A 23,822-nucleotide genomic window follows, 5' to 3' on the forward strand; every position below is an offset into this window, starting at 1 on the left:
ATGACGCACAACACAGTTGATATCAGAAAGTCCTTATCTGCATCGAGATTGATTGGATGAGGGCTTTCTGTTTTTGTCCATGCCTTGCATGTATTGTTTCTCAAGGTCGTTAGTTAATAAGGTAGTGCATGATGATGCCAGTGATATTAGTGCAATAAATTGAAAAATAAACATTAAAATGTTTTGGTAATCAGAAATAATCTATTACCTTTGCACTCGCAATTCAGAAATGAAAGGCAAGCGGGGTGTAGCGCAGCCCGGTAGCGCTCCTGTTTTGGGAACAGGCGGTCGCAGGTTCGAATCCTGTCGCCCCGACAATGAGAGTCCATTGTATGATACATACAGTGGGCTTTTTGTTTTTAGGTGAGACATCTCACAGTCGCGCCAACCCATACTCTAACAACCTTTGTGATGACGTGATGAAATGGTCAGTAGCTTTTTGCGTTTCTTATAGCGATAGCGTATCAAAATAACAGCTCATGTTCACACCTTTATCAAATCCTGAAAGTGGTGTGCCATGAGCTGTTAGTTGTATGTGCCAAATGTTGTGTTTTTATCTTTTGGCAGCTATCCAAAGGGTAATTTATTTCTTTACTCGCGTAGCCATGATAAAGTAGCTAATCAAGAGCAAGTAGGCAGCAAGTGACAGTAGTTGCGATAATGGGTTCGCCAACCATTCGGAATTGATAGGATTGTATCCCGTAAATCGGAGCAATGCACTGACCACTCCCATTAATGCTCCACCTGCAATGAAGCCACTGGCAAGCAGGGTTCCTTTCTCACCTCGTGCCTTATTGGCTTGTTTGTCTTTGCTGCGAGAGGTGACAAACCAGTGAATGATACCACCAATGAGTAAAGGAATGTTGAGTTCTAATGGTATAAACATACCCAAGGCAAAAGGTAATGCGGGAATCTTCACGAGAGTAAGCACAACTGCAATCAATGCACCTATGCCATAAAGCAACCATGGAGCACCAGCACCGTTCATCATTGGCTCTATTACAGCAGCCATGGCGTTGGCTTGTGGAGCAACTAAGTGGCCTTGTTGTTCAGGGTCAAAGCCGTAAGTTTGATTTAACAGCATCATTACTCCGCCCACGGTGGCAGCACTTACCAATGTTCCAAGGAATTTCCATGTTTCTTGTTTTGCAGGTGTCGTACCCAACCAATATCCAATCTTTAAGTCAGTAACAAAGGCACCAGCCATGGATAGTGCAGTACATACCACGCCTCCCATGATGAGGGCTGCCAACATACCTTCAGGACCATTAAGTCCTACGGCAACCATTACAACACTGGCAAGGATTAAAGTCATCAAAGTCATGCCCGATACGGGGTTACTTCCAACAATAGCTATGGCATTTGCTGCTACCGTAGTGAACAAAAAAGCAATACCAGCAACCAAGAGAATGGCAACGAGCGCATGGGTAAAGGTGTTCATAACACCGAAGAGGAAGAACAAGAAGGTAATGACAATGGCAGCGATTGACCCTATGGCGATGACTTTGAACGAGATGTCACGCCTGGTACGTATTTCTTCTTTCTTACTATTGTCCTTGCCTTTCATCTCTTGAACTGCCAATCCGACGGCACTCTTAATAATTCCCCAACTCTTAATAATGCCAATAATGCCAGCCATAGCAATGCCACCGATACCGATGCTCTTGCCATAAGTGGCAAATATGGTTTCTGGTGACATCTCTCCTACAGGCATCGAAACAACCGTTCCACCAATGTTAAGAATGGTATCGCCGAAGAATAAGGAGAGTCCTGGCACGATAAGCCACCAGATAGCAAATGATCCAAGACAGATAATAAAGGTATATTTGAGTCCAATGATGTAGCCTAATCCCATGACAGCGGCACCAGTATTGACCTTGAAGACAAGCTTTGCCTGGTCTGCCACTTGTTCGCCCCAGCCCATGACACGTGAGGTGAAGTTTTCATTCCACCATCCAAACGTAGCAACAATAAAGTCATACACGCCACCAACCAATCCTGCAACGAGCAAAGGTTTAGCTTGTGCGCCTCCTTTCGCACCACTAACGAGCACTTGTGTTGTAGCCGTAGCTTCAGGAAAGGGATACTTTCCATGCATATCACTAACAAAATACTTACGGAAAGGGATGAGGAATAAGATGCCAATAATGCCACCCAAAGCCGAACTCATAAATATTTTGAGGAACGAAGCACTCATCTCAGGATACTTTGCCTGTAGGATGTAAATGGCTGGCAGTGTGAAGATAGCTCCCGCTACCACTGCTCCAGAGCAAGCGCCGATACTCTGTATGATGACATTCTCACCCAGTGCTTTGTTTCGTTTGGTAGCGGTAGACACGCCCACGGCAATAATTGCAATAGGAATGGCAGCTTCAAAAACTTGTCCTACCTTTAACCCAAGATACGCAGCTGCTGCTGAAAACAGCATTGCCATTACGATACCCCATGTCACTGACCAAGCATTTACTTCGGGATATACTTGTTTTGGGTTCATCACAGGTTGATACTCTTCTCCTTCTTTCAGTTCTCTGAAAGCGTTGTCAGGTAATTCTACCGACTCTTTTAGTTTGTTTTCCATAAGAAATAGTTGTGTTTGTGATTGCAAAGATACGTTAAATCAATGAAGATTCAAAACGATAATGCAGCTTTTCTGTTCATTTTTATTCATACAATGGTTCATTTTATTTATCTTTGTGACAAGAAAGGCTGTAGTTGAATGACGTCAATACGAATTTTACCAACCTTGGCTTTTACTATGAAGTCCATTTAATAAGTTTGTTACTATTTTGAAATACGATGAAGCGAGCTTTTGTTTTTCTCCTCATTCTCTGTATGACGCTTTGTGTAAATGCTATTCCTGCAAAGCGAAAGGGATATACGACGATTCGTTTAACGGATGGACGTGAGGTTTTGGCAACGCTTGTTGGCGACGAATATCTTCACTATATGCAGGCAGAAGATGGACAGCAATACATTTATAATCCTGTTTTGGGCGGCTTTGAAGCATTATATTTAGCGAATCTAAAGCGTACCGCTGCTGTCACTCGAAGTCAAATAAATCAGGTTAGGCGTCATAGAAGATTGGTTACTGCTAAGATATTACAGGAAAACAAACCACAAATAAAAAAGGCGTTGCTGCTTTTAGTGCAATTTCCAGACAAACAATTTCTTCCTCAGCATACGCCTCTTCTTTATGAAAACATTTGTAACACGCCCAATTTTCAGCATAAACTTGGTTTTAAGGGCAGTGTAAAAGATTATTTCAAGGCTCAAAGTAATGGACTTTTTGATTTGGCTTTTGACGTAAAAGGACCTATCAATCTGTCCCATCCCTATGCCTATTACGGTGCAAATAATAAAGCTGGAGAGGATATTCGTCCCGAGGAAATGGTGAAAGAAGCGTGCAGAGCCGTTGATGTGCAAGTTGATTTTGCCGATTATGATTGGAATCATGACGGAGAGGTCGATGCTGTTTACATCTTATATGCAGGTCAGGGCGAAAATACAACGTACAAAACAGACCCTCAAACCATTTGGCCACATCAATCCGAACTTTCCTCCACCAACGATGTCCTAACTTTGGACGGGGTTACTATTCGTCCTTATGCTTGTAGTGCCGAATTGATAGGTGCTCACCAGATAGATGGTATCGGCACTATCTGTCATGAATTCTCTCATTTATTGGGTCTTCCCGACATGTACGACACTGTAAATCAAGAAAATTATGGCATGTGTACTTGGGATATTATGGACCAAGGAGCATACAACGGTAACGCATTTGTACCCGCAGGTTATACAAGTTATGAGCGAATGTTTTGTGGTTGGATGACTCCTCACAAGCTCACAAAGGACACGTTGGTACAAAACGTCAAGCCATTGAGCGAAGGAGGAGAGAGTTATATCTTATATAATGATGGACACCTCAATGAATATTATCTGTTAGAAAACAGGGCAAAGACCAAATGGGATGCGTATTTGGATGGTGAGGGACTACTTGTTCTTCATGTTGACTATGACGCTCAGGCATGGAGCGACAACGAAGTAAATACAGATAATAGCCACCAACGATGCACTATCTTTCATGCCGACGACTCTGATCGATACCTTACCAGCTTGGGAATGTTTCATTCAGCAGAGGTGGCAGGCGACCCTTATCCTTATAAAGGTAACAACTGTCTCACTTCAACTTCGCAACCAGCTGCCAATCTCTTTCATGCCAATGCGCAAGGTAGTATGCTGATGAATAAAAACCTCACAAACATTCAGCGTCATACCAATGGGACAGTTTCCTTTCAGTTGAGTGTTGGAACTCGTACTGCGGATGATACTGCCGCTCCATTGCCAGATGGTGTTCTATTTCACGAGACTTTTAATCAATGTCATGGCACAGGAGGGAACTCAGGAGGCTTTCGTGGGCGAGTAGCTACTCAAAGATCTCAGTATTTACCAGATGTACAAGGGTGGACAGTACTCTCTGGTGCGGCTTATGGTGGCGATAGATGTGCAAGATTTGGTTTAGCAAAAAACGGAGTAGGAATTGTTTTTTCTCCCTCTTTTATGGCTATTGGAACCGATACTTTGATTTTCGTAGCAGCTCCTTTTGGTAATGACGGAAATTCTGTGGATGTGTATATCAACGAAAAGTTGCTTGATAGTTTCCCGCTTCAAACGGATGCATGGACTACTATCTCTGCTCCTTTTGAGGGAAAGGGAGCAACGGTGATTAAGTTTGTCCCCGATCGTAGGCTTTTTCTTGATGATGTAAAGGTAGTGGGTCCACGCTCCACAACCAATGGTATTCAATCTTTTTCTACAATTTATCCGTCCCCATGCACCCATCGTATTTATAATCTGCATGGACAATATGTGGGAGATGATTTGTCAACATTGCCACAAGGAATATACGTCATCAATGGAAGAAAAATACTCAAGTGAACTTTCAGCAGGTCTGCCCATAGAGATAAAACGCAAAAAAGAGCGGTTTGTAGTCCGCTCTTTTTTACATATAGGTTTACCATAACCCCTCTATACCGAGGAGTTTAGGTGCTTGTTCTTTGTTGTAGTTTATGAATTGCTAAACGTAAGTCCATCAGGTGTTCCATCAATCTTAATAGGACGATTGTTCATTACCTTACCAGCTAATAGCTTTTTAGATAAGTCGTTGAGTACATATCGTTGGATGGCACGTTTTACAGGACGCGCTCCAAACTCTGGATTGTAGCCTTTGTCACAGAGATAATCAATAGCTCCTTGCGTCCATTCAAGACTAAAGCCTTGAGTTTGCAACATATGTTTTACGGCATTCATTTGTAACTCTACCACGTCCGCAATCTCATGCTTGGTCAATGGCAAGAACATAATAGTTTCGTCAATTCTATTCAAGAACTCTGGACGAATTGTCTTTTTAAGCATATTCATCACCTCAAGCTTTGTATGCTCAAGTTTCTCTTCTCGATTGAGGGGTGTCATATCCTGCATTTGTTGTTGGATATACTGGCTCCCCAAGTTAGAAGTCATGATGATAATGGTGTTCTTGAAGTTCACTGTACGTCCTTTGTTGTCCGTTAGTCTACCATCGTCCAATACTTGTAATAAGATATTAAAGACGTCTGGATGCGCTTTCTCTATCTCGTCAAATAGCACAACGCTATAGGGTTTGCGTCTCACGGCTTCTGTGAGCTGTCCACCTTCGTCATAACCTACATATCCAGGAGGCGCACCGATAAGTCTTGACACACTAAACTTTTCTTGATATTCACTCATATCAATACGTGTCATCATGCTCTCGTCGTTGAATAGATATTCTGCCAACGCCTTTGCCAACTCGGTCTTACCCACACCTGTTGTACCTAAGAAGATGAACGATGCTATCGGACGTTTGGGATCTTGCAATCCAGCTCTACTCCTTCGTACCGCATCACTAACAGCTACAATGGCTTCATCTTGTCCTATCACCCGTCGATGCAACTCATTCTCTAAGTGCAACAGCTTGTCTTTCTCGCTTTGCAGCATCCTTGTAACGGGTATTCCAGTCCATCGGCTTACTACTTCGGCAATATCATCGGCTGTTACCTCTTCTCTCACCATGCCTTCACCACCTTGAGTTGCCTTGAGTTGTTGCTTGATATTCTCAATATCGGCTTGCAAACTCTGTAGTTTTCCATACCTAATCTCGGCTACTCGTTCGTAGTTTCCCTCGCGTTCGGCACGATCGGCTTCAAACTTTAAGTGTTCTATCTCTTGTTTGTCTTGCTGAATCTTGTTGACCAAGTTCTTTTCGCTTTCCCATTTTGCACGGAACGATTGTTCTTGTTCTTTAAGTTCGGCTATCTCCTTGTCCAGCTGTTTAATCTTCACCTCGTCGTTTTCGCGTTTGATTGCTTCGCGTTCAATCTCCAACTGCTTCAACTTACGAGTCATCTCATCCAGCTCCTCGGGCAATGAGTCGCGCTCCATGCGCAGCTTAGCTGCCGCTTCGTCCATCAAATCAATAGCTTTGTCAGGCAAGAAACGGTCGCTGATGTATCGCTCAGACAACTGAACTGCCGCAATACAAGCATCGTCTTGAATTCTTACTTTGTGGTGATTCTCATAACGCTCCTTTAGTCCACGTAAGATAGAGATAGAGCTTAACTCATCAGGCTCTTCTACCAATACGGTTTGGAAACGACGTTCCAATGCCTTGTCTTTCTCGAAATACTTCTGATATTCGTTCAGTGTCGTGGCTCCTATGGCACGTAGCTCACCTCGAGCTAAGGCTGGCTTTAAGATGTTAGCTGCATCCATTGCACCTTCTCCACCCCCTGCACCTACCAAGGTATGAATCTCGTCTATGAAAAGAATGATGTCACCATTGGCATGTGTAACTTCTTTAATGACGCTCTTCAGTCGTTCCTCAAACTCACCTTTGTACTTGGCACCTGCTACCAATGCACCCATGTCCAAAGAGTACAGTTGTTTGTTCTTTAAGTTCTCGGGTACATCGCCTCGAACAATGCGGGCAGCCAAACCTTCTACTATGGCTGTCTTACCAGTACCTGGTTCTCCTATCAATATAGGGTTGTTCTTGGTACGCCGACTTAGAATCTGTAACACTCGTCTAATCTCTTCATCACGACCAATTACAGGGTCCAACTTTCCTGCCCGTGCGTCGTTCACCAAGTTTTTGGCATACTTCTCCAAGGCTTGGTAGTTCTCGTCTCCACTTTGCGTTTGAATCTTTTCACCCTTTCTGAGTTCCTCGATGGCTTTACGCATCTCTTTTTCTGTACATCCAGCATCTTTCAAAATCCTGCTGGCTGTTGTAGTTACTGTGAGCAATGCTAACAATAATGGTTCTAACCCAACAAACTGGTCACCCATACTTTGTGAGAGGTCTACCGTTGTTTGTAGCACTTTATCGGTATCATTGCTAAAGTAAGGTTGTCCGCCACTCACTTTGGGTAAGTGGGCTATTTCACTTTGCACAAGCTGCTGTATCTGTGAGGGATTGACACCTAACTTCTGAAAAATAAAGTTGGTTACCTCTTTCCCCTTGGTTAGCAACCCTTGTAACAAGTGTACTGGCTCTATGCTTTGCTGTCCTGCTTGTTCTGCAATGCGCAAAGCCTCTTGAACCGTCTCTTGTGCTTTAATTGTAAATTTGTCAAATGTCATATCTTGTGTTCCTTTCTTTTTGTAATTTCGTTTTTCCTTAGATTGGATTCAAAAGTTATGCCTGTTATAAAAGGATGTCATAATGACAGTTTTGTATGACTATTTGTCTCCTTTACTCCGCTATTAGAAAGAAACTTCGATATTTAGCTTTCCACCTAACCCACGTTCTACCACATCAAAAAGTGTTTTTAATGTTATATTTTCACCATTACTTTCCACCTTAGATATAAAGGAGCGTTTCTTATTAATCCGATTGGCTAATTGCTCCTGCGTCATATTAAGGTGCTCACGAGCTTCCCTTATTTTCAATCCTATACGCAAAGATTCTAATTCGCGCTCTAAATCATCACGCTTAGGCGTGCCAACAGCACCATAATATTGATCCTTTATATTGTCAAGTGATTTTAGATTATTCATCATTTCGTTACCTCCTTTTTATCGTTATAATAGTCGTTCATTATTTTTACAGCACGTTTTATTTCGTACTTTGGCGTCTTTTGTGTTTTCTTTTGAAAGCCACTTAGCAAGACTACAAGTTGGTTTCCATCAAAAATACAAAAGATGCGAAAGATGTTATTGCCCAACTGTATGCGTATTTCAAACAAGCCATTCGTACCCTCGATATATTTAAGGTAGTTTTGTGGAATACGCTCTATTTGCTCCACAATATCAAGTACCTTAATGATTTTCTTCTGAACTTTCTCATTTTGGTCCTTAAAAAATTCATCAAAGTATGTTTTATATGCAACAACTTGTCTGTATTTTATATCGCAAAGGTAACTTATAAATTACATATATGCAAATTTTAAGGACATTTTCAAGTTAATGGCTGCTTTCCGTCTTCACAATTCTTTCATCGAAAGATAGAATTTTACAACGAAAAACTGTTCCCAAAAACAGCATTTGTAAGGTTGATATTATGCAGAATGAAAAGATAATAAATGCTGAATTATCTTTACAAAGTGCCTCTCAGAACTCGCATGTAAACAACCAACGACAAAGTTGGTCGCAAATACGCAAGTTATGAGCGAAGTTTGTAATCGGTTGTCATTGAAAACGTTATACCTTTGTCTTGTCTTTTTCTTCTCTTTTTTACTTTTTCTTGGCGGCTGAAGCATTGAGTTAAGCTAACAATTTGCATGCTTTAAGGCTGCTGAAGCATGTTCACAACACCTCTATTGTATGTTTCCAAGACCGTAAAGTCATTGTTTTAGCTTGAAAAGACCTCTTTTTTGGTAAAATCAAGCCATTTTTGTCTATCGTTTGCCTATTATTTTTTTCTATTTCGAAGATTTTAGATGGTCGATTTTTGGTAAAATAACAGGACAAAATGCAACCGTTGCTTTTATCCAAACAAATAATGATTAAGAGACGCAGCTTTTGCGTTAAAGGGATTTTGTTGCAACAACCAATTTATCATTCACCACCTTCCTAAAGCCAAAGAGCCGTGTCGCTTGCGAAATAAAAAAGTATTTTCTTTATCCCACAGACTTATAAATCACAAATTTTATGTACATTTGCATATAGTAGAGAGTAGTCTTCTTTTGAAATAGAAAAGAAGAATTGGTGGATTCACCAGCTCGATGTACATCTATAAAATATCAGGTTATGAATAGATTGATTACCTTATGGGTTGTGGTATTGGTACTAATATCCTCTCCTATGAAAGCAGATAATTTCGCTGTTCTTTGGAAAAAGTACGAGCAGGCAGAAAAAAAAGACCTTCCCAAAACTTCACTCCATGTGCTGGAGCAGATTATCAAGAAGGCAGAAACGGAACAAAAATACGGTCACCTCTTGAAGGCATCGTTTTTACACGGACTGATAGCTACACAAATTTCGCCCGATTCGACAACTGTCGAGTTGACTAAACTCAAAGAGCGACTACGCCAAGCAGAGCTCAAAGATCGTGTTTTGGCAGCTGTGTATCAGTCGGCGTTGGGTCAGCTATACGCAGAAAATCTTACTTTGGGTGACAACAGTGTCACGTTGAGTGAGCAATACTTCAAACAGTCGTTGGCAGAGCCTGCGTTGTTGGCTTCCTATAAGTCGGCAACATACGAACCTTTTACGGTTTCGGGCGTAGACAGTAAGATTTTTAATCATGACTTATTGCATGTATTGGGCTTTGAAGCACAACGCTATGACCTCCTTCATCAGTATTATCTATCGCATGACAATCGACCAGCCGCCTGTATAACGGCGTTGTATGACTTGAGAGAAAAATATCGTTCGGACGTTTTGCAAGCTAAAAAGTCGAAATATATTCAGAAATTAGACTCGTTAATAGCTGTGTATAAAGACCTGACAGAGGCTGGCGAAGTGGCAATTGAACGTTATCAATGTATAGAAGAGGCAGAGGATATCAGCGCAGAACAAAAGATACAATATATCAATTATGCGTTGATGAAATGGGGTGCTTGGCCAAGAATCAACATTCTTCGCAATGCCAAAACACGGCTTACCTTGCCCACTTTCCATGTGTCACTCGGCGATGCGGTGGCAATTCCTCATCAGGAACGGCAGGTAGTTGTCTTGCAACTTTGCAATATCCAACAATTGAACATGTCGGTGTGGCGAGTGAATGTAAATGGAGACACCCAGTTAGACCCTAATGACGCCCGTGATTATGCACGTTTGCGACCGCATATCGATGCCAAGACGCCAGTCTACACAACCAGTAAGCAATATGTTGGGATGCCCGATTATCAGATGGTGCGTGACACCATGAGTATCAAGGGACTGCCTGTTGGTGTTTATCTGGTTGAATTGACGACCGATAATAAGACGATAAAGCCACAACGAGCATTGCTCCGTGTCAGTGATGTGTACCTCTTGTCTCAGTCTTTGCCTCATCATCAATTGCGAATGGTTGCGGTGAGTGCTACTACTGGGCAGCCATTGCCAGGTGCCAAGATACAACTGAGAAAAGATGAGCAAAGCGGAAGAGCATATAAGCAGCAGGTCTATACTTGCAATCAGGAAGGCGAAGTGACAGTGACAATAAAAGAGAACAGAATGTACTATGCTTATCCTTATACTCAAAGCGACAAGGCATGTGCGATGACATACCTCAATGGTTATGGATTTTTCCCTAAAGAGAAGAAATCAGACGCTCTATATGTGCACCTGTTTACTGATCGTAGCATCTATAGACCAGGTCAAACGGTGCACGCTTCGGCTATTGCTTATCGTTTAATCAATGGTAAGGAGACTACCGTTGCAACGCATCAAACGCTCACTTTGACCTTGAGAGATGCTAATTATAAAGAGGTGGGCGTGCAAAAAGTGACGACCGATGAGTACGGTACGGCTGTGGCAGACTTTGTGTTACCTTCAACGGGACTCACTGGCACATATTCTTTGCGCTCTAATCAGGGAAGAGATGCCTATGCGTCGTTGTCGGTAGAGGAATATAAGCGTCCCACTTTTTATGTTGAATTTGATACTATTTCAATGAAATATCAAGAGGGCGATACGGTGAGGTTGGCAGGACATGTGAAGAGTTTTGCTGGTATTCCTGTTGCAGGAGCGCAAGTGAAATACACGATTACACGCTCGCCAATGCTTTGGAGATACTTCGAAATGAGGGACAGAACACAAAACGTTACGATAGACATTGATACCTTGGCAACCGATAACAGCGGAAAATTTATCATCAATGTCCCCTTGATACTGCCCGAAAAGAGCAACCAAGCACCTCAACATTATTCGTTCTTGACTAAAGTGGATGTAACCGATGGAGCAGGAGAAACCCATCATGCCGAAAACGCCTTGATGTTGAGCGACAAACCTACGACGTTTTTGTGTGATTTGACAAAGCTAAGTCGCACGGATAGCATCAAACCGATGACTTTTAGCTATCTTAACAGCATGGGAGTAGCCATTGATGGAGACGTTCATTACACGATTGACGGTAAATCGTATCATGTAAAAGCCAATCAACCTACGCTCCATGGATTGGAAAAGCTATCCTCTGGTGAACATCATTTAATGGCGGTTTGCGGACAGGATACATTGCGCCATACCTTCTATACATTCTCGTTGGACGATAAGAAACCTGCCTTTAAGACTTCTGACTTCTTCTATATCACCCAAACAACATTCCCTAATGATGGTAAACCTGTGCAACTGATGTTGGGTTCTTCGGATACCAATGTGCATGTGGTTTATTCTTTCATTGCTGGCGATCGTGTGATTGAGAGTGGAAGTTTGGCTATGAGCAACCAAATCATCAAGAAAAAGTTGAAGTACCAGTCACAATATGCCGACGGACTGCTATTGAATTACGCTTGGGTGAAGAATGGAAAATGCTACACGCATAGGCAACTCATTGCGAAGCCTCAACCAGATAAACGGCTGATGTTGACGTGGAAGACCTTCCGCAACCGACTCACACCAGGACAAAAAGAAACATGGACTTTACAAATAAAAACTCCTAATGGCAAGCCTGCCAAAGCACAACTCATGGCAGTACTGTTCGATAAAACGCTTCAAGAAATCAAGGAACACGCATGGAGATACTACATTCCGTATCAACCAGCATGGGCTACTACCTTTTGGGAAAAGCCTAACATTGAAAATGCAATGCTTTATGGCGATGCACCGTTTACACCATTGCGCGAAAGGCCTATCAACTTTACTTATTTTGACGATGTGTTTGCTGGTTTTGGACAGAGTGATGAAGTTGTTACAATTGGCTATGGAGGCGGTGTCAGGACGCGGGCACTTAGTAAACTAAATGCCATGTCCAAGGCAGAAGCGTTCAGCGATGAGACAATGAGTGTGGATGGGGCTCATGATGACAAGTCTTTACAACTAAAACAGAAAGAAGCAATGCCCGCATCGCAAGTGGATTCTCCGACAAAGTCGAATGCTCAACCCGCTATTCGTGAGAACTTTAATGAAACGGCTTTCTTCTTTCCTGCCCTGATTGCTGATGACAAGGGACAAGTAAGTTTGAAGTTTACGTTGCCAGAGAGTGTAACAACTTGGCAATTCATGGGGTTAGCTCACGATGAGGAGATGCACCATGGCTTCTTAATGGACGAAACTGTTGCGCAGAAAAAGGTCATGATTCAGCCTAATATGCCTCGTTTCGTACGCAAGGGTGACCAGCTTACCCTTTCGGCACGTGTGATGAGTACCTCTCAACGCATTGAAACAGGAACGGCATGTATTGAACTTGTTGACCCAGCTACCGAGAAAGTGGTGTTTACCCAACAAAAGTCATATGACTTGCAGCCCGAGGCAACTGATGTCGTTACCTTCTCTATCGATATGGTTCAACTGTTGAAAGCGCATCCGAAGTTGTCTCTACTCGTTGTACGCTTTACGGCTAAGGGTAAGAACTACAGTGACGGGGAGCAACATTATTTACCTATTCTGACCGATGACGAATGGGTTACTACCACCGTACCTTTTACCTTGCATGACAAAGGGGTGAAGACCATTGATTTGCAAAAGCTCTTTCCTACTCACGATGACCGCAACTTGCTAACCGTAGAATATACCCAACAGCCAGCATGGTTAATGGTTCAGGCACTTCCCAACATGGAAAATATAGACGATGACAATGCCATGAGTTTAGTGGCGGCTTATTATGCCAATAGCATTGGGCAACATTTGTTTAACGAAGTACCACAACTACAATCTGTTGTTAAATTATGGAAGCAGGAAAAGGGTAAGGAAACGTCGTTGACCAGTGCTTTAGAAAAGAACAAAGAACTCAAGACGGTACTCTTGAACGAAACTCCTTGGGTGATGAATGCACAGAATGAGACCTACCAACAACAGCAACTGGTTGAGTTCTTCGATAGCAATATGATGTCTTACCGTTTAACTTCGTTGCTTCAAAAACTATCTAAATTGCAAAATACAGATGGTTCTTTCAGCTGGTGGAAAGGCATGTCGGGCAGTCGCTACATGACAGTCGCTGTTGTAATGACGCTCGCTCGGTTGAATACACTCATCGGTCATCAGACCTCTACGCAGTCCATGATAGCCTCCTCGTTGCGCTTTTTGGATAGAAAATTGAGCGAAGAGGTCGCTGAATTGAAAGCAAGACAGGCGAAAGGAGAGAAAGATTTATTCCCTTCAGAGTTTGCTTGTAACTGTCTCTACACGTATGCGTTGTTGGATAAACGTAGCAATGGAAATATAAACTATATGGTGAACTTGCTCAGCCAACAGCCCACAGTCTTGTCTATCTATGGTAAAGCCAGAACGGCAGTGATACTTTCGATTTACGGAAAACAAGCCAAAGCCAATGAATATTTGCAGAGTATACAGGAATATACGGTGTACACCGAGGAGATGGGACGATATTTTGATGCGCCACGTGCCAACTATTCTTGGTTCAGCTATCGCATTCCTACACAAGTAGCCGCTATTGAAGCGATGAAGCTCTTAAAGCCTAACGACCCCAGCATTGAGGAGATGCAACGCTGGTTATTACAGTCCAAGCGTACGCAAGCATGGGATACTCCGATAAACAGTGTCAATGCTGTTTATGCTTTCTTGCATGGACAGACGCAAAAACTAACAATAGGCTCTCAATCCGATTGCTTTCAACTCAATGGACAACTGCTTGAAATGCCGAATGCCACAGCAGGATTGGGCTATGTGAAGACAGCTAAGACAGGAAAAGATATGCGACAACTAACGATAGACAAAACGTCAGTTGGTGCATCTTGGGGAGCTGTCTATGCTCAGTTTATGCAAAAGTCGACCGAAGTGGTTGACCAATCCTCTGGACTCAAGGTGACACGCACGCTGTTGCGTGATGGTAAACCCGTACAAACTTTCAAAGTCGGCGATAGAGTGACTGTGAGATTGGTTGTAGAAGCCAATCGTGATTACGATTTTGTACAACTACAAGATAAGCGTGCTGCCTGCCTTGAACCTCTACATCAAAGAAGTGGGTATGCTTGGGGGTATTACTATGCGCCCAAAGATAATGTGACCTCGTATTATTTTGATCAGCTTAGCAAAGGGAAGCATGTGATAGAAACAGAATATTTTATAGATAGAGCCGGCACATACCAAACAGGAATTTGTACCATTCAATGTGCGTACAGTCCTGATTTTAATGGAAGAGCTGCAGGTCAGACATTGAAAATAAGCGAAAAATGAATAGATTAATTATTGGATTGACATTCCTTGCGCTGCCTGTCCTTGCTCATGGACAGCAGATAAGGGCAGTAAATGAAGTCATAGATTGTGGACAAATCATCTTTAAGCATCCAGTTACCGCTGAATATGAGATTAAGAATACTGGGCATCAGGATTTGTTGATTAATAAAGTGATGACCGATTGTGGATGTACTACTGTGGACTATCCACGCAAACCGATAGCTCCACAGACATCAGCCACTATTAAAGTGGTGTATGATAGCAAGTTGTTGGGAACTTTCCAAAAGCAAATAGCACTCCTTAGCAATGCCTCCACCCAACCCTACCTCTTGAGATTGAGAGGCAAGGTTGTGGAAGAAATTGTTGATTTTGTAGGAGATTATCCTTTTCATCTCGGTGAACTCCAGACTGATGTTAATAACATTGAGTTTGATGATGTGAACCGTGGTGACCGTCCTCAAATCAAAATTCATATTAAAAACACCACAAACGAGATGGCAGAACCTGTACTGATGCACCTTCCTTCTTATCTACAAGCAGAAATGTCACCGTCGCGATTGGCACCGGGACATGCTGGTGTCGCCACCATTACCCTCGATTCGAGGAAGATACGTGATTATGGACTTACGCAGACAGGTATTTATTTGGGCTTTGTTCCTGGTGATAAAGTGGCTCCCACCAAAGAGCTGACAGTCTCTGCAGTACTCTTGCCCGACTTCAAGGACGCTGGCGAACAGGCTCGAATAGCTATGCCAAAAATGCAACTTTCGGCAACAACCCTCCATTTGGGGAACTTTGGTAATAAGAGAAAGCAGTCTGGAAGAATCTTGATTCAAAATATGGGGCGAGCAACCTTAGAGATAGAGCGACTTCAGATGTTCACTGGCGGTATAAAAGTTGCTATGAATAAATCACGAATAGAGCCGGGTAAGATTGCTAAACTCAAGGTAACAGTGGTAGAAGAAGAGTTGAAAAAGGTGCGTAGCAAGCCTCGTATTCTTATGATTACCAATGACCCCGACCAGCCAAAGGTGATTATTGACATTGAAGTGGAGAAGTAGTGTGATGATTCAGATAGAGATAGACAGTGGGAGTGGCTTCTGTTTTGGGGTGACAACAGCGATACAGAAAGCACAGGAAGAATTGGAAAAAGGAGAAACCTTATATTGTCTGGGCGATATAGTGCACAATGGCATGGAGGTGAAACGGCTGCATGAGCAGGGCTTAGAGACCATTACTCATCAAGAGTTGCAAAATCTTCACAATGCAAAAGTGTTGTTGCGCGCCCATGGAGAGCCTCCAGAGACGTACGCATTGGCAAAGAAAAACAACATAGAGATTATTGATGCGACCTGTCCTGTGGTGTTAGCGTTGCAGCGTCGCATCAAGAAACAGTTTGATACGCATCAGGATGCACAGATTGTTATCTTTGGAAAAAATGGGCATGCAGAAGTGTTGGGACTCGTAGGGCAAACGCAGAACAAGGCTATTATCATTGAAAATTTTGAAGATGTCAAGCAGTTGGACTTTTCACGGGATATTTATCTGTATTCTCAAACAACGAAAAGTCTCGATGAGTTTCATAGAATTATTAGTTATATCCAAAATCATATAGCCTCTACTGCTTCTTTCCGAAGCTTTGACACCATTTGCCGACAGGTAGCTAATCGAATGCCCAACATTGCAAACTTTGCATCGAAGCATGATTTAATTCTGTTTGTGAGTGGACGCAAGAGCTCCAATGGACGAGTGTTGTACATGGAGTGTAAGCGTGTAAATCCCAATAGTTATCAAATAGAGGATGTAGATGAGATAGATTTCAACTGGCTTCAGGGTGTGCAGACCATTGGGATATGTGGCGCCACCAGTACGCCAAAGTGGCTCATGGAGAAATGTCGCGACCACATCCTTGCTCATTTACAGGACTGTTAATCAGAGGTTGCGCTCTTCAGTCGTATCAAATCCTTTACCACCTCGCCCCCTAAAATCAGTCCTGCCGTTGCAGGTACAAAGGCATTGCTGGCAGGTGTCGTTCGTTTTTGGTTGGTGGTAGGTGATTTTACCGTTTCTTCGAGAGGTGAGGTAGATGTTGCTGTCGACTCTATTTCAAAGGGCTTGCGAGGTGGCTCCTCGCTGTAAACCACTTTAAGGTGTGTAATGCCCATTTTTCGGAGCTTCTTTCTTAGTACCTTTGCCAATGGGTCCATTGCCGTTTTGCTGATGTCTGCTACCTTGAATTGGGTGGGGTCTATCTTGTTGGCAGCTCCCATACTGGCTATGATGGGCAGCTGTAGCTGATGACACTGCTTCACCAATTCTATTTTAGCCGCCATGGTGTCAATGCAATCTACGACATAATCACAGGCGGACAAGTCTACTTGTTCTGCCGTCTCTGGCAGATAAAACAGGCTACAGGTATGCACTTTACAGCTGGGATTGATGTCTAAAATGCGTTGGCGAGCCACCGCTACCTTCTTTTGTCCTAAGGTGGAGTGCAATGCCACCAACTGTCTGTTGAGATTAGAGATACTCACTTCATCGTTGTCTACTAATGTCAGTTCGCCCACACCGCTCCTTGCCAGTACTTCAACAACGTAACTACCCACTCCTCCTACACCAAAGACCGCAACGTGTGAGTGCTTCAGCGTTTCTATGGCAGAGCTTCCAAACAGCATTTCCGTACGGGTAAATTCATTTTCCATCACGTGTTTTTTTGCAATCAGTGCGCAAAGTTAATGAAAATATCGCACTTTTTGGCTAACTTTGCATCAATAGCACCGTGTATAGTTGCTACGATATGAGTTGAAATTACTTTCCTTTCCTACTTGAATTATGAGGATGAGCCATACAAGTAACAAGTTTGTCTTTGCAATGTTGGGTGTTGCCATGCTCCTATTAGTAATGTTCAACCTTTTGTTGGGGTCGGTTTACATTCCAGCAGCAGACGTGTTTTCCATATTGTGTGGAAAGGATATGAGTAATGACAGTTGGACTTACATCATTTTAGAATCTCGTTTACCACAAACAGTTGCAGCTTTGTTTTGTGGTGCAGCACTCGCTGTGAGTGGCTTGCTGCTACAAACTGCTTTTCAAAATCCTTTAGCTGGACCTTCAATCTTTGGTATTAACAGCGGGGCGGGATTAGGAGTAGCATTGGTGATGTTAGCCATGGGGGGAAGCATGTCTACGGCTTTGTTCAGTGTGGGCGGTGCTATGGCGATTTTGCTGGCTGCCTTTGTGGGTGCTATGGTGGTTACAAGCATTATTTTAGTTTTTTCACAGTGGGTCAAAAACAATGTCATGTTGCTCATCATGGGCATCATGATAGGTTATTTATCCTCGTCTGTCATTGCCTTGCTCAACTTCTTTGCCACGCAAGAGGGTGTTAAATCGTATATGATATGGGGCATGGGCAATTTTAACAATGTCTCTTTACCCCAACTACCCATTTTTACCATTGCTATCATTGTAGGTTTGATAGGCGCCATGCTACTGATGAAGCCGCTGAACGCCTTGTTGTTGGGCGAACGGTATGCGCAAAACTTGGGCGTCAATGTGCGTGTCGTGCGCGGTTGGCTATTGGTGGTAACGGGGGTGTTGACGGCAGTTACCACGGCTTATTGCGGTCCTGTGGCATTTATTGGACTTGCTGTGCCACACATGGCTCGCTTACTGGTTGGCACGGAGAACCACCGCACCCTGCTTCCCCTCACCATGCTCATGGGGGCAGTGATTGCTTTGTTGTGCCAATGTATATGCACCTTGCCGGGTTCGCAGGGTGTCTTGCCCCTCAATGCCGTTACACCATTGATAGGGGCACCTGTTGTTATCTATATTGTTTGGAAGCATTGAGTTCGCAAGAGGGAAAAAGAAAGTGAGTTGAAAACTTGATGCAACAGTGAGATGCCATGGGGTTCAAAACCTAAAAAAATAATATCAAAATACTTGACAAACACCCTCGTATAATTTGAATATTTGAAAAAGTTTTCCCTTCGGTCGAAAATACGCAAGTTTTGAGCGAGTTTTATAAGTAACAGTTAATCATTGTATTGCGCAAACAAGCGTACGACAAGTCGCATTTATACCTCCATTCATGCCTTAAAAACAAGCAAAAAACCGTGTTGAAACAATGCTTTAGCACTGCAATAGTGGCTCAATAGAGGTGTTATTTGCATGTAGTTGTCGCCTTAACTCAATGCTTCAATGCAAAAACGATATACATTTCAACCCGAAAAGTGCCATAGTCCCTGTCTTTTCTCCTTATTCTTTTTCTATTTCGCAACTTTTCAAACCCCGTTTTTTCGTCATTTATATTTACAAAACAGCATGAAAGCGAACTGTTGAAGCATGTTGAAATGTCGCTCTTTAATGAAAGAGCCGTGACACAGAAATAGCGTTTAAACTATCAACAAAAGTACACTGAATGACAGGCAATGGTAGTGATTAAAGAAATACTTTGAGCTTTTTCGTTGTTAATAAATATTAATTGAAATAGAAATACGACAGAGAATGAAGCACTTTAAATAAAAAGTATTACCTTTGCATCCGCAAAACAGAATTGACTTCCGGTTCATTGGTGCGTTAGTTCAGTTGGTTAGAATGCCTGCCTGTCACGCAGGAGGTCACGAGTTCGAGTCTCGTACGCACCGCCAACAAACCGTTAAATTCTTTTATCGCTTTGGTGCGTTAGTTCAGTTGGTTAGAATGCCTGCCTGTCACGCAGGAGGTCACGAGTTCGAGTCTCGTACGCACCGCTTTCAATGCTCTGATTCAGTCTAGAGATATTGTCTAAAGAATTAAAAAAGGATGTGCCTTACTTTTGGGTATATCCTTTTTTTTATTCTACATTCCACCTCATATCCCTGCGAATCACAAACTTTTTATCATAAATCATTATCAAAACAAATGGGTCAGTCCTAAATTCGTTGTTTGCAAGCATATGAACAGGATTCTTCAAATTACTTTGAAGTGTCTCTAATAGTTTACTGTTGATATCCTCCAACTGTTGAATGTAACCCGAGGAAATCTTTCTACGTTTAAGCAAATTGATTGAACGGGTATAGACAGCACGATAAAGGAACGAAGAGATTTGGTCGCCAAATTCAATGTCGTCACGCCGTTGCCAGAGGTCAGTGAACACATCCTCTACAACATCTTGTGCATCATCCTCACTGCCAACCAGCCCTTTTGCGTAAAAGAATAGCTTGGCATACATTTGTCTGAATAAAGCATCATAAACTGTGCTGATGTTTCGTTGCATTCTACAATCCCACAAATACTTGTTAATTGGTACAAAAATACTCAAAAAACCTGAGTTCGGAATAAGAATGTGATGAAAAAGTTAGTAATCTCCCTATATTTTTGTACCATTATATCTGATTATCAAATAGTTGTAAATTTTAATAGCGATGATTATCAAAGATAAAATTACAGAGAATTCTTGTAATGCAGATGACTTTTGCAAGGATTTCGATGTTAAAATACCTGAGTTCGGAATAAAAATGCCCTGTTCTCGAATTCTCCAAAAGGGCATAGTTCTTTCGTGTTCTGCCAGCGACAGCAGGCAGTGACCATCACCAGTTCTTAAATTTGTATGCAGTACTTTGTTTGATTTAATAAAATTTTTACGAAAACTATTGCAACTTATCGTAACTTTTCATATATTTGCAACAGAAAGCCAATGGGAATTCTTAAAATCCTTTTATAATATCAATGAACTAATACGAAAAATATGAAAAAGTTATTGTTTCTCATGGTTTGCTTCATGAGCTGCACCGCTGCGATGGCCCAGACTGCCATCCATGGCAGAGTGCTCAATGAAGGGACAAACGAACCGCTCATAGGAGCAACGGTGGTTGAGCAAAACACCTCGAACGGTACCGTTACCGATGTGGATGGCGCATTCAGACTCACCGTGGCAAAGCTGCCCGTGAGCATCAAGGTGTCGTATATCGGCTATTCCGAAAAGGTCGTCACGGTGACCTCGGCCCAACCGCTGATCATCCGGATGCAGGACATCAGCAACGAGCTTTCCGAGACCGTCGTCATCGGCTACAGCGGCTCCATCATCCGCTCAAAGATGACGAACTCCATCGCCAAGGTGAAGAACGAGAGTCTCACCACGGGCATGTTCTCCAACCCCTCGCAGGCACTCTCGGGTGCCGTTGCCGGCCTGAAGGTGGTGCAAGGGTCGGGCAACCCCAACGCCTCGCCCACCATCGTACTGCGCGGCGGCACCGACTACGACGGCAGCGGGGCCCCGCTGGTCGTGGTCGACGGCATGATCCGCAGCTCAATGGCCGACGTCAACCCCAACGACATACAGTCCATGGAGGTGATGAAAGACGCTGGCGCGACAGCCATCTACGGCTCCAGGGCCAACAATGGCGTCATCCTCATCACCACCAAGAAAGGCAAGGACGGTGAGGGTAAGGTAGGCTTCAGCTCAAAGCTGTCATGGAACTACTTCAACAACCCATACAAGTTCCTCGACGCTGGCGACTACCTGTACTACCAGCGGCGTTCCTACCTCTACGCTGAGCAAAAGGGAACGGTCACGCTGAGCTCGCTCAGTGGCAACCAGCCCTACGGGACAGGCAACAAATACGAGGCCGACGGCAACAAAAGCTCGGCAGGCATCTGGGGCGTCTACGAGTACGGCGCTCTTGCGCCCGACGTGCAGAAGGAGCTCATCGGCAAGGGCTGGAGAACCATGACGGACCCCGTGACAAACAAGACTCTGATCTACGTGAACAACCACATGGAAGACTTCAACATCAACACCCCCAGCTTCTCGCAGGACTACAACGTCAACTTCAGCGGGGGCAACGACCGTGGACACTACTACACCAGCCTGGGATACAACAACAGTGAGGGCAACGCCATCAACAACTACAACCGCAGGCTCTCGTTCTTGCTGAACACCGACTACAAGATAAAGAAGTGGCTGACAAGCTATTCGAGCTTCAACTTCTCTACGGCCAAGTATCTGGGCATATCCCCGTTTGCTGGCGAGGCGAACTACTTCTCCCGGAACTTCTCCTATCCTCCGACATTCCGCGCGTACAACAACAAGGGCGAGTTGCTGCTGGGCAAGAACTCGGGCGACGGTAATCAAAAGTTCCTGGAAAACGCCATCGACCAAGACTACTCAAGGCAGAAGTTCACCTTCTCGCAAGACTTCAGGTTCAGCATCGTGGACGGGCTCACCCTCGACCTGAAGGGCGACTGGTATTACCAATACTATACTGGGCAGAGCTTCTACCACACCTACCTGAGCTCGCCAGGACGCTACTCCACGGGGCACAAATCGTTCGCTGAATCTGAGAAACACCTCACACAGACCTACAACGTGCTGCTCAACTACAACAAGACACTTGGCAAGCACACCGTCAGCGGGCTCCTGGGATGGGAGTACTTCCACCAAAAACTCTTCGACCTGCAGGCAAGCGGCAGCAACCCAGCCAACAACTATTTCCGCGACCTGGAATACACCGTGACCGACGAGGGCAAGCGCATGGTCGACACAGGGCACTCCAAGTTCATCACACAGTCGTACTTCGCACGCGTCAACTACGACTATGATGCCAAGTATCTGGTAGGAATCACGGTGAGGCGTGACGGCATCTCCAAGCTGAGCAAGGACAACAGGTGGGGAACATTCCCGGGACTCTCCCTGGGCTGGGTGTTCTCGCACGAGAAATTCATGGAAAAGACCACCGGATGGCTGAGCTTCGGAAAGGTCCGCGCCAGCTGGGGAAAGAACGGCAACGTAAACTCCTCGTGGGTGGGCGACTATACCGTGCAGGGAGCCTACGCTATGGACACCTACCACGGCACGACAAGCTACTACCTGAACAACATCCCCACGGCCTACCTGACATGGGAAACGTCGAGGACGCTGGAGCTGGGACTCGACCTGGGATTCCTCAACAACAAGATACAGACAAACATCACTTGGTACGACCGCGTGACCTCCGACAAATATGCCAACATCGTAATCCCCGCATCGTCGGGCTTCACGAGCATCACGTCCAACAACGGAAAACTTCGCAACCGGGGTGTCGAGCTCGAGACCAACTGCCACATCCTCAACACCGCTGACTGGAAGGTGGACTGGGCGTTCAACATTGCGCGAAACACCAACAAGATACTGCAGTTGCCCGACAACGGACGTGACAAGAACCGGCAGGGCGGGTACGAGGTGTACACCGGCAACGGAGACAAGAAGATGTGGGTTGGCGGCTATGCCGAGAACGAAACGCCAGGCGACCTGTGGGTGTTCCAGGCAGAAGGCATCTACAAGACCTACGATGAGATACCTGGCAACCTGATAGACAAGTCGACATCGAACAACGGAGGCAACAACAAATTCCTCTACGGCCCCGCCGCATACCAGTCGACAGGCAAGGCGGCCGGAGGCCTGGCTATCATGCCTGGCGACATCAAGTGGAAAGACGTCAACGGCGACGGAGTGATAGACAACTACGACCTGGTGAAGGTAGGGAACATGACACCCAAGTGGACAGGCGGCACCACCCTCACGGCCTCGTGGAAAGGACTGGCCCTGACTGCCCGCCTCGACTTCGCACTGGGATTCAAGACTTACGACTACCGCACGCCATGGATCATGGGCAACATGCAGGGTACATACAACACTCTGACCAACGTGAAGGACACATGGTCCGAAGACAACCCCAATGCAAAATACCCCATCTACATCTGGGCCGACCAGCTGAACGCACGCAACTACGACCGCTATAACTCCATGTTCGTGTACAATGGTGACTACCTGTCGTTCCGCGAGCTGACCCTCTCGTACTCACTGCCCAGGCAGTGGCTGAGCAAGGTGTCCATAGAGAGCCTCACCGTATCGGTGACAGGACAAAACCTGGGCTACCTGTGCGCGGCACCCTATGTGTTCTCCCCCGAAGTGGCCTCCAACTGGGGAGGCTATCCACTGCCAAGGATGCTGGTGCTCGGACTTAACCTCACCTTTTAACTCCCGTGATGACAAAGCAAGAAAAAACAAC

Annotated in this window: 12 protein-coding genes and 3 tRNA genes; 9 read left to right on the forward strand and 6 right to left on the reverse strand. The window is 44.4% G+C overall.

Annotated features, from left to right (window positions below; translation table 11 throughout):
* Nucleotides 1-241 precede the first annotated feature (241 nt).
* Nucleotides 242-315: transfer RNA gene (locus tag HMPREF9304_RS03625), tRNA-Pro, on the forward strand.
* A gap of 268 nt (nucleotides 316-583) precedes the next feature.
* Here HMPREF9304_RS03625 and HMPREF9304_RS03630 read toward each other — a convergent pair.
* Nucleotides 584-2,578, reverse strand: coding sequence for an OPT family oligopeptide transporter (locus tag HMPREF9304_RS03630; RefSeq protein WP_036926519.1), 1,995 nt, complete (start codon nucleotides 2,576-2,578; stop codon nucleotides 584-586).
* Between the two features lie 218 nt (nucleotides 2,579-2,796).
* Here HMPREF9304_RS03630 and HMPREF9304_RS03635 point away from each other — a divergent pair, with 218 nt between their 5' ends.
* Nucleotides 2,797-4,935: a M6 family metalloprotease domain-containing protein gene (locus tag HMPREF9304_RS03635; RefSeq protein ID WP_036926524.1), complete on the forward strand. Its 2,139-nt coding sequence runs from the start codon at nucleotides 2,797-2,799 to the stop codon at nucleotides 4,933-4,935.
* A gap of 129 nt (nucleotides 4,936-5,064) precedes the next feature.
* Here the strand turns inward: HMPREF9304_RS03635 and clpB are convergent, their stop codons facing one another.
* The 3 genes from clpB to HMPREF9304_RS03650 all read right to left on the reverse strand — a co-directional run bounded on the left by clpB (nucleotide 5,065) and on the right by HMPREF9304_RS03650 (nucleotide 8,423).
* On the reverse strand, nucleotides 5,065-7,656 hold the full coding sequence (clpB, locus tag HMPREF9304_RS03640) for an ATP-dependent chaperone ClpB (RefSeq protein WP_036926527.1): 2,592 nt from the start codon (nucleotides 7,654-7,656) through the stop codon (nucleotides 5,065-5,067).
* Nucleotides 7,657-7,779: 123 nt separating this feature from the next.
* On the reverse strand, nucleotides 7,780-8,073 hold the full coding sequence (locus HMPREF9304_RS03645) for a helix-turn-helix domain-containing protein (RefSeq protein WP_036926562.1): 294 nt from the start codon (nucleotides 8,071-8,073) through the stop codon (nucleotides 7,780-7,782).
* The gene (locus HMPREF9304_RS03650; protein WP_028900797.1) at nucleotides 8,073-8,423 is read right to left on the reverse strand and encodes a type II toxin-antitoxin system RelE/ParE family toxin; all 351 of its coding nucleotides are present in this window, start codon (nucleotides 8,421-8,423) and stop codon (nucleotides 8,073-8,075) included. The genes HMPREF9304_RS03645 and HMPREF9304_RS03650 overlap by 1 nt, the downstream gene beginning before the upstream one ends.
* Nucleotides 8,424-9,264: 841 nt before the next feature.
* On the opposite strand from HMPREF9304_RS03650, the gene HMPREF9304_RS03655 reads away from it, so the two are divergent.
* The 3 genes from HMPREF9304_RS03655 to HMPREF9304_RS03665 are packed head-to-tail and all read left to right on the forward strand — an operon-like array spanning nucleotide 9,265 to nucleotide 16,722.
* A complete protein-coding gene (locus tag HMPREF9304_RS03655) occupies nucleotides 9,265-14,790 on the forward strand; it encodes an alpha-2-macroglobulin family protein (protein WP_036926529.1) in 5,526 nt (1,841 codons plus the stop codon).
* Entirely contained in the window at nucleotides 14,787-15,851 is a 1,065-nt protein-coding gene (locus HMPREF9304_RS03660; RefSeq protein WP_036926531.1) for a DUF1573 domain-containing protein, read from the forward strand. Before HMPREF9304_RS03655 ends, HMPREF9304_RS03660 begins: the two co-directional genes overlap by 4 nt.
* Before the next feature lie 4 nt (nucleotides 15,852-15,855).
* On the forward strand, nucleotides 15,856-16,722 hold the full coding sequence (locus tag HMPREF9304_RS03665) for a 4-hydroxy-3-methylbut-2-enyl diphosphate reductase (protein ID WP_036926533.1): 867 nt from the start codon (nucleotides 15,856-15,858) through the stop codon (nucleotides 16,720-16,722).
* On the opposite strand, the gene HMPREF9304_RS03670 is transcribed toward HMPREF9304_RS03665, so the two are convergent.
* Nucleotides 16,719-17,492 carry a tRNA threonylcarbamoyladenosine dehydratase gene (locus HMPREF9304_RS03670; RefSeq protein ID WP_036926534.1) on the reverse strand — a complete coding sequence of 258 codons (774 nt, stop codon included), beginning with the start codon at nucleotides 17,490-17,492 and terminating at the stop codon, nucleotides 16,719-16,721. The two genes, HMPREF9304_RS03665 and HMPREF9304_RS03670, sit on opposite strands and share 4 nt — an antisense overlap.
* Nucleotides 17,493-17,622: 130 nt before the next feature.
* On the opposite strand from HMPREF9304_RS03670, the gene HMPREF9304_RS03675 reads away from it, so the two are divergent.
* From HMPREF9304_RS03675 to HMPREF9304_RS03685, 3 genes are all read left to right on the forward strand, one after another.
* Nucleotides 17,623-18,642, forward strand: a complete 1,020-nt coding sequence (locus HMPREF9304_RS03675) for an iron chelate uptake ABC transporter family permease subunit (RefSeq protein ID WP_036926535.1) — start codon at nucleotides 17,623-17,625, stop codon at nucleotides 18,640-18,642.
* A 723-nt stretch (nucleotides 18,643-19,365) separates the two neighbouring features.
* Nucleotides 19,366-19,442 (forward strand) — tRNA-Asp (locus tag HMPREF9304_RS03680).
* Nucleotides 19,443-19,470: 28 nt separating this feature from the next.
* Nucleotides 19,471-19,544, forward strand: a tRNA-Asp gene (locus HMPREF9304_RS03685).
* Nucleotides 19,545-19,627: 83 nt separating this feature from the next.
* Here HMPREF9304_RS03685 and HMPREF9304_RS03690 read toward each other — a convergent pair.
* A complete protein-coding gene (locus HMPREF9304_RS03690; protein ID WP_231564455.1) occupies nucleotides 19,628-20,050 on the reverse strand; it encodes a sigma factor in 423 nt (140 codons plus the stop codon).
* A gap of 471 nt (nucleotides 20,051-20,521) precedes the next feature.
* On the opposite strand from HMPREF9304_RS03690, the gene HMPREF9304_RS03695 reads away from it, so the two are divergent.
* Nucleotides 20,522-23,791, forward strand: a complete 3,270-nt coding sequence (locus HMPREF9304_RS03695; protein WP_036926536.1) for a SusC/RagA family TonB-linked outer membrane protein — start codon at nucleotides 20,522-20,524, stop codon at nucleotides 23,789-23,791.
* Nucleotides 23,792-23,822 lie beyond the last annotated feature (31 nt).

The organism is Hoylesella timonensis S9-PR14 (assembly GCF_000762405.1).
Taxonomy (GTDB): Bacteria; Bacteroidota; Bacteroidia; order Bacteroidales; family Bacteroidaceae; genus Prevotella; species Prevotella timonensis_A.